This is a genomic window from Micromonospora sp. NPDC005206, assembly GCF_040608175.1.
Taxonomy (GTDB): Bacteria; Actinomycetota; Actinomycetes; order Mycobacteriales; family Micromonosporaceae; genus Micromonospora.
The window spans coordinates 171,694-187,835 of record NZ_JBEXHU010000002.1; the positions used below are offsets into that span (position 1 = coordinate 171,694).

The following is a 16,142-nucleotide window of genomic DNA, read 5'->3' on the forward strand; positions in this document are numbered from 1 at the left end:
GCGGCGGTACGCCGCAGCGCATGGTGGGGCCGGTGGCGATCAGCCGGAGAACGGCTCGAAACTGACCACGGTCACCTTGATGTCGGCGCCGCTCGGCGCCGTGTAGGTGCAGGTCTGCCCGGGCCGACCGCCCAGGATCGCCTTGCCGAGCGCCGACTCGGGGCTGTAGACGGTCAGGTCGGTGGTGGCCGCGATCTCCCGGGAGCCGAGCAGGAAGGTCTCGGTGTCCTCGGTGTCGTCGTCGAAGTAGATCGTCACCACCATGCCGGGGGACACCGCGTCCGTCGTCGGCGCCTCGCCGACCTTGGCGGTGCGCAGCAGCTCCTGCAGGTAGCGGATCCGGCCCTCGGCCTTGCCCTGCTCCTCGCGGGCGGCGTGGTAGCCGCCGTTCTCCCGCAGGTCGCCCTCCTCGCGCCGGGCGTTGATCTCCGCGGCGATCGCCGGACGGTTGGCGATGTGCTCGTCGAGCTCGGCCTGGAGGCGGTCGTACGCGTCCTGGGACAGCCAGGTGGCGGGCGCCTCGTTGCCAGTGGACACAGGCGTTCTCCTCAGTTGTGCGTGGCTGGCTGACAGGTGAACTACCAAGTTACCAGTGCGGTACGACACAGGGTGTCGACGATCACCGCTGGTGTCCGTATCCGACGCCGGGGGTAGGTGCCCGCTCAGGCCCGTCACGGCGGCCGGCCGCGGTGCCGTCCTGGCAGCTCAGGCCGGAGCCCGGCAGCGCAGCACCTCGCCGATGAACGGCCGCGCGGTGGTGGTCAGTCGGTGCCGGGCGGTCACGTGCCGGTCACCGGGCTCGGCGGTCACCGTGACCTCCTCGCGGGCCACCTCGGCGCCGGCGCGGTCCCGGGCGCGCAGCGCGCAGACCGCCGATCCGCCCGATGGCACGGTCACCCGGAAGTCGACCAGCACCTGGTTGTCCGTGATGTCGGTGTAGGTGATCACCTGGGCGTCGTAGACGGGATCGCCGTACTGCCGGTAGAGCCGGACCGAGATCAGGCTCAGGGCTCCCACCAGCACCAGCAGCGCCAGCGCGGCCAGCAGCGTGCGGCGGCGCCCACCGCCGGTCGCCCGACGACGGCCGTAGCGGCCGGCCGGGAAAGCCGGCGCGCCCGATGAAATTGTGGCGTGCGTCTCGGTCACCGGCGGGTATCTCCTGGCGTTGTTGTCGGCGGCATCAGCAAGAATGACAGAGTCCATCCTCCCAGCCCGGCTCAGCGGCAGGAATGGCAGGTCGGCCCCATGGTGTCGACCGCCGACCGGGTGTGGAGGATTCCGGCAGGTCAGCCGGTCGAGCCCGGTCGGGTCCACCGGCCGGCACAGACGAGGAGTGCCGAAGTTGGCAGAACAGCTGCGTCTCATGGCCGTCCACGCGCACCCGGACGACGAGTCGAGCAAGGGTGCGGCGACCATGGCGAAGTACGTCGCCGAGGGCGTGGATGTCCTGGTCGTGACGTGCACCGGCGGGGAGCGCGGCAGCGTGCTCAACCCCAAGCTCGACCGACCCGATGTCTGGGCCAACATCGGCGAGATCCGCCGCGCCGAGATGGACGCCGCCCGGGCGATCCTCGGCGTCGACCAGGCGTGGCTCGGCTTCGTCGACTCCGGGCTGCCCGAGGGCGATCCACTGCCACCGCTGCCCGAGGGTTGCTTCGCCCTCCAGGACGTCGAGGTGGCCGCCGGTCCGCTGGTGCGGCTGATGCGCGAGTTCCGCCCGCACGTGGTCACCACGTACGACGAGGAGGGCGGCTACCCGCACCCCGACCACATCATGTGCCACAAGGTGAGCGTGGCCGCCTTCGAGGCGGCCGGCGACCCGGAGCGCTACCCGGAGCTGGGCGCCCCGTGGCAGCCCCTGAAGCTCTACTACGACATCGGCTTCTCCAAGGCCAAGATCATGGCGTTGCACGAGGGCATGCTCGCCGCCGGCAAGGAGTCGCCGTACGAGGAGTGGCTCAAGCGCTGGGAGGAGCGGCCGGACAAGGGCCCCCGGATCACGACCCGGGTGGAGTGCGCCGAATACTTCTCGGTCCGCGACGACGCGCTACGCGCCCACGCCACCCAGGTCGACCCGGACGGCTTCTGGTTCCACGTGCCGATGGAGCTCCAGCAGCGCGCCTGGCCGACGGAGGACTACGAGCTAGCCCGGTCGGTGGTGGACAGCCCGATGCCCGAGTCCGACCTGTTCGCGGGTGTGCGGGAGACGGCGCACGCGCGCTGATTCCGCGCGGGGCTACCCTGGTAAGCAACCGCACATCGGAGGAACGCCATGCTGACCGCTACCCAGGTGCTCGCGGAGAACAACTTCGGGGACACCCGCACGGGTGGCCTGGCCGGCCCGATGGGCCTGTTCCTCATCCTGCTGTTGGCCACCGCGACCATCCTGCTGATCCGCAACATGAACGCCCGGCTGCGCCGGCTGCCCGACCGGTTTCCGCAGCAGACGCCGCCGACCGACCCGACCAGGGCCGAAGCGACAGTCGCCGATCCGACAGACGGGACCGGAGCGCGTGATTCCTCCACGCCCGCTCCCAACGGGCACCAGCAGCACCGGAACGGGTAGTCCGCGCATGATTCACGCCGAACCGGGTGGTCGCCCCCTGTTGCGACCACCCGGTTTGGCTTAGCCTTCCGCCGGGGGGACCAAAAGTCCTTGAGCTGTGTGCGGGAGGGGGCGCCGATGACAGTCACAGCACCGGCCGCCCGCCGTACCGCCGTCGGTCCGTCGGCTGACGGGGGAGGTCGATGACCTCCGGCCCGGCCGGCGACCCGTTCGACCGGCTCGGGGTGCGCGGCACGCCTGCCCGGCTGCTCGTGCTCACCGCGGCCGTGACGCTGACCGCTCTGGTCGCCGCCGCGGTCGGGTTGACCCTTCCGCACCGGCTGCCGGCCGACGATCCGCTCGGCGGTCCGGCCCGCTTCGGCATCGCCGTCGCCGTCTTCGCCGTCGCCCAGTTCGCGCGGCTGCGGTTCCGCTCGGCCGCCGGCATGGTCAGCATCACCTGGGGCGAGGCGGCCCTGATCGTCTGCCTCTACCTGGCGCCGGCCGGCTGGCTGCCGGCGGCCACCCTGCTCGGCGCCGGGCTGGCCTGGACGGCGCACTCACTGCACAACGACCGCCGTCCGGCACTGGAGATCGTCCGGATCGCCGCGTCGCTGGCCGCCGCGTCGGCACTGGCCGTGTCCGTGGCCACCGCGCTGGGCCACCCGCTGCTCGCCGCGCCCACCCCGATCTTGGCGCTGGCCGTGATCGCGGGCTCGGTGACGTACCTCCTGGTGACCGCCTGGCTCGGTGGGGTGACGCTGGGCCTGCGGCACGGGCTGCCGATCGGGCCACCGCTGCTCGCCGCTCTGCGCGGCAAGTTGCTGATGTTCGTCGGCAACGTGGCGGTCGGCCTGGTGGTGATCGCGCTGCTGGAGCTCGACCCGCGCTGGTTGCTGCTGCTCCCACCGCTGCTCTGGCTGCTCCAGCAGACCTACCGTTACCGGCTGCGCGCCGACCAGGAACGCCGGACGTGGCGGGCCTTCGCCGAGGCCACCGCGGCCCTCAACCAGCTCGACGAGCGGGGCGTGGCCAGCGCTGCGGTGACCGGCGCGCTGGCGCTGTTCAGCGCTGAGCTGGTCGATGTGGACGTGGCCCGGGCCGACGGCCGGTGGCGCCGCTACCGGGGCGACGCCGGCGGCCAGTTGGTCGACCGTGAGGTGGGCCCGCCGGACCGGTCGGAACCCGGCGAGGACGAGCTGATCCGTCCGCTGTCGGTGGGTGCCGCGCCGGTCGGTCGGCTGCGGGTCCGGTTCCCCCGGTCCGCTCCGCCCACCGCCCGGGAACACGACGCGGTGGCCGCGTTCGGCGACGCGCTCGCCGCCGCGCTGCACGACGCCGCGACCCACCGCGAACTGCGGCTGGTCACCGCCCGGTCGTCGTACGAGGCGGTGCACGACCCGCTCACCGGGCTGGCCAACCGGGCCGCCATGCTCGGCAAGGGTGATCAGGCGCTGCGGCAGCTCGCGCACGACCACCCGGTGGCGCTGCTGCTGCTGGACATCAACCAGTTCAAGGAGGTCAACGACACGCTGGGGCACGCCGCGGGCGACCAACTGCTGCGGCTGACGGCGAACCGGCTCAGCGCGTTGGCCCGCCCCGGTGACCTGCTCGGCCGGCTCGGCGGCGACGAGTTCGCTCTGCTGCTCACCTCGGTGCCGGTGCTCGGCGACCGGGCCGCACCGATGGCGCACGCGCTACGCCAGGCCCGGGAGATCGCCGAACGGCTGGCCGCGCCCACCGAGGTGGCCGGGGTACGGATGTCGATCGAGGTCTCCGTCGGGGTGGTCGTGGCCGACGCCGGCACCGCCGACCTGACGGAGCTGCTGCGCCGGGCCGACATCGCGATGTACCAGGCGAAGGAGGGCGGCGGCAGTGTCGCCGCGTACGACGGTGCCCGGGACGCGGCCAGCACCGACCAACTGGCCCTGCTGGCCGAGCTGCGCGAGGCGCTGAAGGTCGACGACCAACTGGTGCTGGCACTGCAGCCGGCGGTCGACCTGGCCACCGGCGCGCCGACCGGCGTGGAGGCGCTGATCCGTTGGCGGCATCCCCGGCGCGGCTGGCTGGGCCCGGCCGACTTCATCCGTCCCGTGGAGAACAGCGAGCAGCTCGGCACCTTCACCCGGTACGTGCTGGACAAGGCCCTCAGCGTGGCCGCCGACTGGGCCCAGGAGGGGCTCGACGTCCCGATCTCGGTGAACCTGTCGGCGCGTAGCCTGCTCGACCCCCGGCTGCCGGCGGAGATCGCCGACGCGCTGCGCCGGCACCAGGTGCCGCCGCACCGGCTGGTCCTGGAGATCACCGAGACGGTGGTGATGAGCGAGCTGGAGGTCATCGACGAGGTGCTGGCCACGCTCCGGTCGATGGGTGTGCAGCTCGCGGTGGACGACTTCGGCACCGGCTTCTCCTCGCTGACCTTCCTCACCCGGATCGCGGTGGACGAGTTGAAGGTGGACCGCTCCTTCGTGATCCGGATGGCGGACTCGCCGGAGGCGGCGGCGATCGTACGGACCACCGTGGGTCTCGCCCACGAGCTGGGGCTGCGGGTGGTGGCCGAGGGGGTGGAGACCGCCGAGCAGCGGCTGGCCCTCGCCGAGCTGGGCTGCACCTCCGCGCAGGGCTACCACTTCTTCAAGCCGATGCCGGCCGACAAGATCAATGCGGTGCTCGGGTCGCTGCGCGACTCCGCGGAGTCGAACGTCTTCCGGCTCCGCGCCGACGGCGCCTCCTGACCGTCAACCCGGCTCGGGCCGGGGTGTTCGGCGGGTGACCGCCCGGCGTGACCGACCGGGGCTGGTTATGGTCGTCGGGTGAACCGACTCGCCGGCGCCACCAGTCCGTACCTGCTCCAGCACGCCGACAACCCGGTCGACTGGTGGCCCTGGTGCGACGAGGCGTTCGCCGAGGCGAAGCGGCGCGACGTGCCGGTGCTGATCTCGGTCGGCTACGCCGCCTGCCACTGGTGCCACGTGATGGCGCACGAGTCGTTCGAGAACGAGCACGTCGGCGCCCTGCTGAACGACGACTTCGTGTCGATCAAGGTGGACCGTGAGGAACGCCCGGACGTCGACGCCGTCTACATGACCGCCACCCAGGCGATGACCGGTCAGGGCGGCTGGCCGATGACCGTCTTCGCCACCCCGGACGGCACCCCGTTCTTCTGCGGCACCTACTTCCCCCGCGAGAACTTCGTCCGGTTGCTCCAGTCCGTCGCCACCGCGTGGCGGGACCAGCGCGAGGAGGTGCTGCGCCAGGGCGCCGCGGTGGTCGAGGCGATCGGCGGCGCCCAGGCCGTGGGCGGGCCCAGCACGCCGCTGGACGCCCCGCTGCTCGACGCCGCTGCCGCCAACCTGGCCGGCGAGTACGACGCGACCAACGGCGGCTTCGGGCGCGCCCCGAAGTTCCCGCCGCACATGAACCTGCTCTTCCTGTTGCGTCACCACCAGCGGACGGGCGACCCGCGCAGCCTGGAGATCGTCCGGCACACCGCCGAGGCGATGGCCCGGGGCGGCATCTACGACCAGCTCGCCGGAGGCTTCGCCCGGTACTCGGTGGACGCGCACTGGACGGTGCCGCACTTCGAGAAAATGCTCTACGACAACGCGCTGCTGCTGCGGGTCTACACCCAGCTCTGGCGGCTGACCGGCGACCCGCTGGCCCGCCGGGTCGCCCGGGACACCGCCCGCTTCCTCGCCGACGAACTGCACCGGCCGGGAGAGGGCTTCGCGTCCGCGCTGGACGCCGACACCGAGGGCGTCGAGGGGCTCACCTACGCCTGGACGCCGGCCCAACTCGTCGAGGTGCTGGGCGAGGAGGACGGCCACTGGGCCGCCGATCTCTTCGCCGTCACGGTCGAGGGCACGTTCGAACACGGCACGAGCGTGCTCCGGCTCGCCCGGGACGTTGACGACGTCGCGCCGGAGATCCGGGCTCGCTGGCAGCAGGTGGTGGGGCGGCTGCTTACGGCCCGCGACAACCGGCCACAACCGGCCCGTGACGACAAGGTGGTGGCGGCCTGGAACGGCCTGGCGATCACCGCCCTCGTCGAGTTCCAGCAGGTCGTCGCGCTGTACGCGTCGCCGCAGGACGAGGACGTCAACCTGATGGAGGGCGTCGTCATCGTCGCCGACGGCGCGATGCGCGACGCCGCCGAGCACCTGGCCACCGTGCACCTGGTCGATGGCCGGTTGCGCCGGGTCTCCCGGGGCGGTGCGGTCGGTGAACCGGCCGGCGTACTGGAGGACTACGGCTGCGTGGCCGAGGCGTTCTGCGCGCTGCACCAGCTCACCGGCGAGGGGCGCTGGCTCACCCTGGCCGGCGGGCTGCTGGACACCGCGCTGGAGCACTTCGCCGCGCCCGGCGGCGCCTTCTACGACACCGCCGACGACGCGGAGCGGCTCGTCACCCGCCCGGCGGACCCGACCGACAACGCCACCCCGTCCGGTCGGTCGGCGCTGACCGCCGGGCTGGTCGCGTACACGGCGCTGACCGGTGAGCCCCGCTACCGGGAGGCCGCCGAGGTGGCGCTCGGCACGGTCGCGCCGATCGTCGGGCAGCACGCCCGGTTCACCGGGTACGCGGCCACGGTCGGCGAGGCGCTGCTCTCCGGGCCGTACGAGATCGCCGTGGCGACCGACGACCCGGCCGGCGACCCGCTGGTGGCGGCGGCCCACCGGCACGCCCCGCCCGGCGCGGTGGTGGTCGCGGGGCGCCCGGACCAGCCCGGGGTGCCGCTGCTGGCCGACCGCCCGCTGGTCGACGGGCGGTCCGCCGCGTACGTCTGCCGGGGCTTCGTCTGCCAGCGCCCGGTCACGTCGGTCGAGGAGCTGGTCGCTGAGCTCCGCTGAGCACACCGCGACCGACGTAGCGCCCGGTAGTTGCCCGCGACCAGGGCCCGGTGGTGGTCGGCGCTTCCCGGCCGGACCCGGCCGCGCGAGCGCCGGCCCTGTGGGTGGCCGCGCCGGCGGCCCGGATAGGCTGGCCGCGCTATGGATTCCCGTACCGGTCTGCCTGTTGTCGGCATGGTGGGTGGCGGCCAGCTGGCCCGGATGACCCACCAGGCCGCGATCGCCCTCGGCCAGTCACTGCGCGTACTCGCGGTCGCCCCCGACGACGGCGCGGCGCTGGTCGCCGCCGACGTCCAGTACGGCGACCACACCGACCTGGCCGCATTGCGCACCTTCGCCAAGGGCTGCGACGTGGTCACCTTCGACCACGAGCACGTGCCCACCGAGCACATCCGCACGCTGGCGGCGGAGGGCGTGACCCTGCACCCTCCGGCGGATGCGCTGTTGCACGCCCAGGACAAGCGGGTCATGCGGGAACGCCTGGCCGAGCTGGGCGCGCCCAACCCGGCGTGGCAGCCGGTGGGTGACCCCGCCGACCTGGTCGGCTTCGGCGAGCAGGTCGGCTGGCCGGTGGTGCTCAAGGCGGCCCAGGGTGGCTACGACGGCCGAGGGGTCTGGCTGGTCGACGACGCCACCCAGGCCACCGAGCTGGCCCGGACGCTGCTCGCCGGCGGCACCCGGCTGATCGTCGAGGAGCGGGTGCCGCTGCGCCGGGAGCTGGCCGTGCAGGTGGCTCGCTCGCCGTTCGGCCAGGTGGCCGCGTACCCCGTCGTCGAGACGGTGCAGCGGGACGGCATCTGCGTGGAGGTGCTGGCCCCGGCGCCCGGTCTGGACGAGGAGCTGGCGGTCACCGCCCAGCAGCTCGCCATCGACCTGGCCACCGCGCTCGGCGTGGTCGGCCTGCTCGCGGTGGAACTCTTCGAGGTGCGCGACGCGGCCGGCCGGCCGGCGATCGTGGTCAACGAGCTGGCGATGCGTCCGCACAACTCCGGGCACTGGACCATCGAGGGGGCCCGGACCTCCCAGTTCGAGCAGCACCTGCGGGCGGTGCTCGACTACCCGATGGGTGACACTGCGCTGGCCGCGCCGGTCGTGGTGATGGCGAACGTGCTCGGCGGCGAGCCGGGCGGGATGTCGATCGACGAGCGGCTGCACCACCTCTTCGCGGCCGAGCCGGGGGCCAAGGTGCACCTCTACGGCAAGCAGGTGCGGCCCGGCCGCAAGATCGGGCACGTCACGGTGCTCGGCGACGACCTGGACGAGGTACGGGCGCGGGCCGCCCGGGCCGCGCGCTGGCTGCGCGAGGGGCACGAGTGACCGCGAAGCGTGCGCCGGCGAGCCCCGCGGTCGTGAACGGAGGGGGTACCGGAGTGAGCACGGTTGGGCTGATCATGGGCAGTGACTCGGACTGGCCGACCATGCGGGCCGCCGCCGAGGTGCTGGACGACTTCGGGGTGCCGTACGAGGTCCGCGTGATCTCGGCGCACCGGACTCCGGTTGCCATGATCGAGTACGGCCGCGACGCCGCTGACCGGGGCCTCAAGGTGATCATCGCCGGTGCCGGTGGGGCCGCGGCGCTGCCCGGCATGGTGGCTTCGGTGACCCCGCTGCCGGTGATCGGCGTTCCGGTGCCGTTGAAGCACCTCGACGGCATGGACTCGCTGCTGTCCATCGTGCAGATGCCCGCCGGGATCCCGGTGGCCACCGTCTCGATCGGCAACGCCCGCAACGCCGGCCTGCTGGCCGTGCGGATCCTCGGCGCGGCCGACGAGCACCTGCGCGCCAAGATGACGACCTACCAGCAGGACCTGGAAAACCTGGTAGCCGCCAAGGAAGCCGCCCTCCAGGCCACCCTGAGCTAACCCGGGGCGCGTCCCGGCCATCGGGGGTCATGGCCGGTGGTTCGGGCCGTGGGGGTTTCGGGGGGAGCCCACCCGCTCCGGGCGGTCAGGCTTGATCCCTCCGCGGGCCGGCGGCCGGCTCGGCGAACCAGGGCCGCAGCGGGCGGACCCGCAGCGGGGGCGGCGCCCGCGCACGCACCCGCCCCGCTCACCGCAGCCGACGTACGTACCCGGCACGCCGCCCCGCAACCGACGCACGTACCCGGCACGCTCAGCGTGCCCGTGCCCACTCATTCACGCCGCAGGGACCCTCAGATTCATCTCATGCCGCGTAGGGCGGTTTGTAGGCGTTCCTGGGCGCGGCGGCGGCGTTCGTTGCTGGCGCCGAGGATCAGCAACAGGATGCCCACCGGGATCAGCGCCAGCCACGGGCCGAGGCTGAACAGCGCGTGGATCGCGGTGATCGCGGTGACCGACGCGCCGACGATCACCGGGGCCTGCTGCCGGCTGGACGAGCCGAAGACCAGCACCGCGACCGCGCCGAGCAGCAGCAGCATCTGTCGCAGCGTGCTGGACTCGGTGGCCAGCACGATCGCCAGGGTGGGCACGAACGCGGCGACCAGGGCCGGCCCGTACGCCACCCAACTGCTCATGTCGGGCCGCTGGCGCAGCTCCAGCACCCCGACCAGCAGGGCCAGCGCGGCGAAGGGCAGCGTGTACGCCTCGGGCAGCGCCACGTCGGCGACACGCATCAGGATCCACCAGGCGGTGATCTCGCAGGCCACCACCGCCCAGAACAGGATCCGCCGTTCCACCGGCCGGCGACCGGGTCGTGTCGCCGCGACCCCGAGGACCGCGCCCCAGGCGGCCAGCAGGGCGGCGATGTGCCGGGGCGAGTCGAAGGCGAGGGCCAGCGCGATCAGCGCGGCCGCGTATCCGCTCCATTCCACGGTCGCGGCCTCGCGTTGGGCCTCCGGACGGCGAAGCCGGGGCAGGGTCGCCGCGAACACCTGCAGGACCGCTCCGACCGCGAGGACCCCGAACGCGGACCAGACCGCGGCCAGCCCGGCGACCAGGCCAGCGGTGAGCACGAAGAGCTGCGCCATCAGCGAGGCGAAGAGCCAGCCGAGAATGCGGGCCCGTTGGGTGGTGCCGTACAGCGCCGCCACCACGCCCACGCCGACCGCGCCGCCGAGGGTGAACAGGGTCAGCTCCCGGGTGGCCAGGCTGCCGGCCAGCCCCGCGCCCCCGGCGGCCAGGCCGATGACGAAGACCAGCACCCGGGTCAGCCGCAGCGAGCGGGCCGGCTCGACCAGCGGCGGAGGCGGGGTCAGTGCGAGGCCGAGCATCGCGATGGTGAAGACCGAGAGCGCGGCGAGGGCGCTCGCCGGCCAACCGTTGCCCAGCGCGATGGGGGCGATCAGCAGCGTGACGGCGGCGCCGGGCAGCACCACCGGCACGGCCCGGGACCGCCGTCCGCCGCTGAACCCGGTGGCGGCCAGCGCCGCGGTCGCGGTGAGCAGCAGCGCGGTCAGCACGTGGGTCGGGTCGACGACGTCCGGCGGCGGGGTGAGCAGTTCCGGTGGCGGACCCTGCCAGATGCGGGTCAGCGTGCGGTGCGGATCGACCAGGGCGGTGACCAGGGCGGGTGTGATCGAGGCGAGCGCGAGGGCGGTCGGCAGGGCCGCCGCGGCCAGCGCGCCGGCGGACGGGCTGACCCGCCACCGCCGCCGCTCCGAGTCGTCCGGCAACCGCCGTAGCGCGCCGTCGAGCAGCACCGCCCAGCGCCGGACCGGCTGGGCCGAGCCGGTCGGCGGCACGGTGGCCGCGCGGATCAGCTCGGCCAGTACGCCGAGCAGCGCCGCGGCGGCCGCGTAGACGCCCGAGGCGAGGCCGGTGGGGATGGCCGCCAGCGCGCTGATGGTGGCCCCGCCGACCACGGCCACACTGACCCAGGGCAGGTATTGCGGGACGTGTCGGCGGACCGCGGCCACGGCGGCCAGGCCGAGGCTGGACGCGGCCAGCGCGGCGGTCAGCACCACCTGTGCCGAGTGTTCGAACTCGGCGGCCAGCGCCGCCAACGCGCCGGGCAGGGCCAGCAGCGCCGCGCCGACCGCCGCACCGCCGATCTGCACCAGGTGCGGCGGCATCCCCTCGGTCGCGATGTCGGTCACCTGCGGGCCGGCCAGCACGCGGGCCAGCGCGGCCACCACGACGCCGATCAGCGCGATGCTGCCCAGCGCCAGCGCGGTCGTCCACGGCCGGACCAGGCCGGCGCCGGCGGCGTGCAGCGCGACCACGCCGGCCACGGTGGCCCGGGACAGGCCGGCCCGGGCCTCCTCCGTCGCCACTGCGGCCATCCCGTAGACCGTGGCGACCATTCCGCCGACCAGGACCGGTGTCCACCAGGGCAGGTCGAACGCGGCGGGCGCGCCGATCGTGGCCAGCACCACCGCGGCGCCGGACACGTCCCACCGCCATGGAGGCGGGAGCAGAATGCCGGCGGCGACGGCCAGCAGGGCCAGCGCGACCGGGGCCTGCCAGGTGGCGCCACCGGTCGGCGCGGCCGGCCAGCCGCTCAGGTCGCCGTCCCAGATCGGGCCGGGGGTCGCCAGCACACCGAGCCCACCGCGCAGCGCCGTCCAACCGGCGAATACGCCGATCAGCAGGCCGCCGACGGCGATGCCGAGGATGGGCCCGCGCCGCCACTCCTCGGGCATGGCGCGGGCGCCGACGGCGACCACCAGCACCAGGCCGGCGGCGACCGCCAACTGCCCGCCCGGGGTCAGCACAGCGGCGATCCGGACCAGTGTGGCGATAAGGGCGGTGGTGACCGCTGCGGCGGCCAGGTCCGAGCCGTCCAGGGTGAGGTCGGAGCGCCGGCCGGCGTCGATCGACGGTGCCAGGAAGAGCAGCACAGCGGCGACCAGCAGCAGGGCGCCGACCCACGCGTCGGCGACGGTCGCCCCGGGCGCGCCGAAGGCGGCGGCGGTGACCACCAGAGCGCCCAGCCCGGTGCCGACGGACAGCGGCGCCGGGATGCGCCGCTGGGACACCTGCACCACGGCGGCGTAGCCGAGGGTCACGCAGACCGCGAGGAAACTCGCGGCCAGCACCGGGACGGTCACCTCGCGCAGGCTGGCCGGGGTGGGGGTCGGGTCGGTGGGCACGGTGGCCGCCACGAACGCGGCGACGGCCCCGGGCAGCGCGAACGCGGCGCCCCCGGCGGCCCAGGCGGACACCGTGTCGGCGGCGGCCGAGGCGATCCGGACCCGGGGCGCCAGCGCGACCAGAGCGCCGGCCGCGAAGAGGGTGAGCAGGACCGCGGCGGTGAGCGTCGGCCCGGCCAGGCTGGCGCCCGCTCCGAACAGGCCCACGACGGCGGCCCCGACGGCGTGCGCCAGCGCGGCCCGGCTGGTCCGCGCGGAGAGGCCGATCACCCCGATGCCGACGGCGGTGAGCACCATCGGCCAGGGTGCCGACGCCCAGCCGAGACCGAACGAGGCCGGCACGGCCAGCGCGGTCAGCGCCGCACCGGCGACGGCGAACTCGCGGCGGATGTCCGGCGGCAGGGCCAGCACCGCGGCGATGGTGAGCAGGAACGCGGCGGCTGCGAGCTGCCAGGTGGTCGGGCCGACCGCGGCGGCCAGCTCGGCCGGGTACCGGTCGAGGTCGGCGCCCCAGGCGGGCAGCGACGCCCGGACCGGGGCCACGCCGGCGCGCAGCGCGCCCCCGGCGACCACCAGCCCGCTGACGGTGAGCGCCACCGCTGAGGCGACCTGCGGGCCGCGCCGGGCGGCCTCGGGGACCGCGCGCACGGCCAGCCCGGTCACCGTGATGACCGCCGCGATCAGCAGCAGAGCCCGGCCGGGCAGCGCCACCGAGGCGATCCGGCCGAGCGTCCCGATCACGGCCAGGGTGAGGATGCCGGCCGCGACGTCGGGCAGCGGTGGGCGGCGCAGCACCAGCGCGCCGCCCAACCCGACCGTGGCGGCCAGCAGCAGCGCCATCCCGGCGCCCGCCGCCGCCGGCACGGTCTCCGCCCGGAGCAGGGCGGTGACGGCGTACGCCAGGGCGACGGCGACCGCCACCCCGTGGAGCAGCCAGATCAGCTCGCGCAGACCGGGCACCGGGCGCACCGGCCGGGTGACGGCGGCCACCGGGTCGGCATCGATCAGCTCGGCGGCCTCCTCCGGGTCGCCCTCGGGCCGGCTCTCGGCGTCGCGTTGCCGGGGCGCTGGCGGCGTGCCCGGGTCCGGGAGGTCCTGCCGGACGGGTCGCTCCACCGTCACCCCGGAGCGGGTCAGCCAGAGGTCGAGGAGGGCGACCAGGGTGAGCACCACGGCCCAGCCGCCCGGCCCGGTGATCCGGTCGTACGCCAGCAGCGGCAGCACCGGCTGCGCGGCGAGCACGGTGGCGAACCGGGGTGTGCGCAGGCCCGTCGAGCCGGCGTACCCGAACGCGACGGCGGCGGTGACCGCGAAGATCACTCCAGCGAAGATCGCACCGGAGGCGCCGCCGTTGCCGATCCGGTCCACCGCCCACAGGGCGTTTCCGGCAAGCGGCACCAGCAGCAGGCCGACCGCGGAGATCGTCTCGGCGGTCGAGGTGAGACCGCGTCGGGCCAGCGCCGGCGGGGCGAGCAGCATCAGCACCGTGGCGAGGAGCAGGATGCCGAGCCGGGCCAGCGCGTCCATCGAGCTGGTCGCCACCGCGGCGAAGACCACCGCGGCCACCCCGAGCAGCAGCGCGCCCAGCCCGAGCGGGATGTTCTGCACCTCGCGGGAGGACGCCTCCCGGGGGTGCTCGGGGTCGTCCGCGTCGAGCCAGGACGCCTGGGGCGGAAGCGGTGGCGGGTCCTCCCCGGTGGGTGGGGTGCCCTGACGGGGCACCCGGGGCGGGGCGCCGGTGGCGGCGGTCGGCGGCCGGCGGCTGGGACGGCGGCGCAGCACCCGCCGCGGCCTGGTGGCCTGCTTGACTCGTTCCTCACCGGCGTGCGCGAGGATGTCCCGCTGGAAGAGCGCGGCCTGCATCTTGGCGGCGATCTGCCGCTGCTCGCGGGCGATGGCGGCGTCGCGCGCCTTCATCTCCGCGATCGAGCGCTCGATGTCAGCCAGGTGTTCGACCCACTGGGCCTGATCGGCCCCGCAGTGCGGGCAGCGGACGGCCGGCTTGATCTCCCGGCCGCACGAGGAGCACTGAAAGGTCGCCACGACACCCCTCCACCCGCACTGTGGACTCCCACTGTCGCAGCATGCCCAAAGCTGGCGCGGATTTCGACACTTGTCGGCGGGTCCGGGGCAAACAACGACACCGGCCGGCCACGGAGAGGCACTCCGCGACCGGCCGGTGGGTGCGATCCGTCAGGGGCGGCCCATGCCCCGGTACTCCCAGCCGGCCTGGGTCCACAGTGCGGAGTCGAGGCAGTTGCGGCCGTCGACCACCTTGCGACCGGCGACCAGCTCGCCGAGGGCGACCGGGTCGGCGTTGCGGAAGTCGGCCCACTCGGTGAGGACGCAGACCAGGTCGGCGCCGGTGACCGCCTCGTTGATGCCGGTCTCGTAGGTGAGCTCGGGTACCGCGCGGCGCGCGTTCTCGGTGCCCTGCGGGTCGTACACGTGCACGTCGGCGCCGGCCTTCTGCAACAGCGCGGCGACGGCGAGCGCCGGGGCGTCGCGGACGTCGTCGGTGTTGGGCTTGAAGGTGGCGCCCAGCACGGCGATCCGGGTGCCGGAGAAGTCCGGGCCGGCCGGCCCGGAGCGGCGGCCGAGCAGGTCCGCGGCGAGCTGGAGCACCCGGGTACGGCGGCGCAGGTTGATCAGGTCGACCTCGTGCAGGAAGCGCAGCGCCTCCCCGGCGCCCAGCTCCTGAGCCCGCGCCTGGAAGGCCCGAATGTCCTTGGGCAGGCAGGCGCCGCCGAAGCCGAGGCCGGCCTGGAGGAACCGGTTGCCGATCCGCGGGTCGTAGCCGATCGCCCGGGCCAGCTGGGTGACGTCGCCGCCGGAGGCCTCGCAGACCTCGGCCATCGCGTTGATGAAGGAGATCTTGGTGGCCAGGAACGCGTTCGCGGCGACCTTGACCAGCTCGGCGGTCGCGAAGTCGGTGACCACGAGGGGCACCTCGCGGTCCTCGGTGGCGGCCAGGTCGAACACGCCCTTGTGCGCGGCGTAGAGCATGCCGTTGGCCCACTCGCTCTTCACGCCGACCACGATCCGGTTCGGGCGCAGCACGTCGTCGACGGCGAAGCCCTCCTGGAGGAACTCGGGGCTCCACGCCACCTCGACACCCAGGTCGTTGGGGGTGTGCTTGCCGACCAGCTGCTCCACCCAGTCGGCGGTGCCCACCGGCACGGTGGACTTGCCGACGATCAGGGACTTGCGGGTCAGGTGCTGCGCCAGGCTGGTCACCGACGCCTCGACGTACGACAGGTCGGCGCCCATTCCGTCGGCCCGCTGGGGGGTGCCGACGCAGATGAAGTGCACGTCGCCGAACTCGGCGGTCTCCGCGATGTCGGTGCTGAACCGCAGCCGGCCGGCGGCCAGGTTGCGCTTGAGCAGCTCGTCCAGGCCCGGCTCGTGGATCGGCACCTGACCGGCGTTCAGCATCGCGATCTTGTCGGCGTCCACGTCGAAGCCGAGCACCTCGTACCCCAGCTCGGCATAGCAGATGGCGTACGTCGCACCCAGGTAACCGGTCCCCAGGAACGTCACCCGCGGACGGGGCGCGCCCGAGGGCGGCGTCACCGTGGCGATGGCGGGGGTCGGCTGGATGGTGGGATAGGGGATCGTCACGCCTGTCTTCTCCGCTCGCACTGGCGGCGCTTCGTCGCGTCGCATTCTGCTGCGGCGCCTGGCCGGGCACCGGAGGGGTGGCTCATTGTCTGTCTTCCATCATCGCTCGGCGGCC

At 74.1% G+C, this 16,142-nt stretch carries 10 protein-coding genes; 6 read left to right on the forward strand and 4 right to left on the reverse strand.

Annotated features, from left to right (window positions below):
- Positions 1-39 precede the first annotated feature (39 nt).
- Positions 40-537, reverse strand: coding sequence for a transcription elongation factor GreA (gene greA / locus ABZU69_RS02985; RefSeq protein ID WP_089017664.1), 498 nt, complete (start codon positions 535-537; stop codon positions 40-42).
- Between the two features lie 168 nt (positions 538-705).
- Positions 706-1,146 carry a DUF4307 domain-containing protein gene (locus ABZU69_RS02990; RefSeq protein WP_354962733.1) on the reverse strand — a complete coding sequence of 147 codons (441 nt, stop codon included), beginning with the start codon at positions 1,144-1,146 and terminating at the stop codon, positions 706-708.
- A 196-nt stretch (positions 1,147-1,342) separates the two neighbouring features.
- Here ABZU69_RS02990 and mca point away from each other — a divergent pair, with 196 nt between their 5' ends.
- The 6 genes from mca to purE all read left to right on the forward strand — a co-directional run bounded on the left by mca (position 1,343) and on the right by purE (position 9,257).
- Complete coding sequence (mca, locus tag ABZU69_RS02995) at positions 1,343-2,224, forward strand: mycothiol conjugate amidase Mca (protein WP_354962734.1); 882 nt, start codon at positions 1,343-1,345, stop codon at positions 2,222-2,224.
- A gap of 48 nt (positions 2,225-2,272) precedes the next feature.
- Positions 2,273-2,566 (forward strand): hypothetical protein, encoded by a 294-nt coding sequence (locus tag ABZU69_RS03000; protein ID WP_354962735.1) that lies wholly within the window; start codon positions 2,273-2,275, stop codon positions 2,564-2,566.
- A 182-nt stretch (positions 2,567-2,748) separates the two neighbouring features.
- A complete protein-coding gene (locus ABZU69_RS03005) occupies positions 2,749-5,280 on the forward strand; it encodes a bifunctional diguanylate cyclase/phosphodiesterase (RefSeq protein ID WP_354962736.1) in 2,532 nt (843 codons plus the stop codon).
- Positions 5,281-5,358: 78 nt separating this feature from the next.
- A complete protein-coding gene (locus ABZU69_RS03010) occupies positions 5,359-7,395 on the forward strand; it encodes a thioredoxin domain-containing protein (protein ID WP_354962737.1) in 2,037 nt (678 codons plus the stop codon).
- Positions 7,396-7,536: 141 nt separating this feature from the next.
- On the forward strand, positions 7,537-8,712 hold the full coding sequence (locus ABZU69_RS03015; RefSeq protein ID WP_354962738.1) for a 5-(carboxyamino)imidazole ribonucleotide synthase: 1,176 nt from the start codon (positions 7,537-7,539) through the stop codon (positions 8,710-8,712).
- Between the two features lie 53 nt (positions 8,713-8,765).
- Positions 8,766-9,257 carry a 5-(carboxyamino)imidazole ribonucleotide mutase gene (purE, locus tag ABZU69_RS03020; RefSeq protein WP_354962739.1) on the forward strand — a complete coding sequence of 164 codons (492 nt, stop codon included), beginning with the start codon at positions 8,766-8,768 and terminating at the stop codon, positions 9,255-9,257.
- 296 nt (positions 9,258-9,553) lie between these two features.
- Here purE and ABZU69_RS03025 read toward each other — a convergent pair whose 3' ends face one another.
- Together ABZU69_RS03025 and ABZU69_RS03030 are read right to left on the reverse strand one after the other, a co-directional pair.
- Positions 9,554-14,449: a permease gene (locus tag ABZU69_RS03025; RefSeq protein WP_354962740.1), complete on the reverse strand. Its 4,896-nt coding sequence runs from the start codon at positions 14,447-14,449 to the stop codon at positions 9,554-9,556.
- A 150-nt stretch (positions 14,450-14,599) separates the two neighbouring features.
- The gene (locus tag ABZU69_RS03030) at positions 14,600-16,027 is read right to left on the reverse strand and encodes a UDP-glucose/GDP-mannose dehydrogenase family protein (protein ID WP_354962741.1); all 1,428 of its coding nucleotides are present in this window, start codon (positions 16,025-16,027) and stop codon (positions 14,600-14,602) included.
- Between the last annotated feature and the right edge of the window lie 115 nt (positions 16,028-16,142).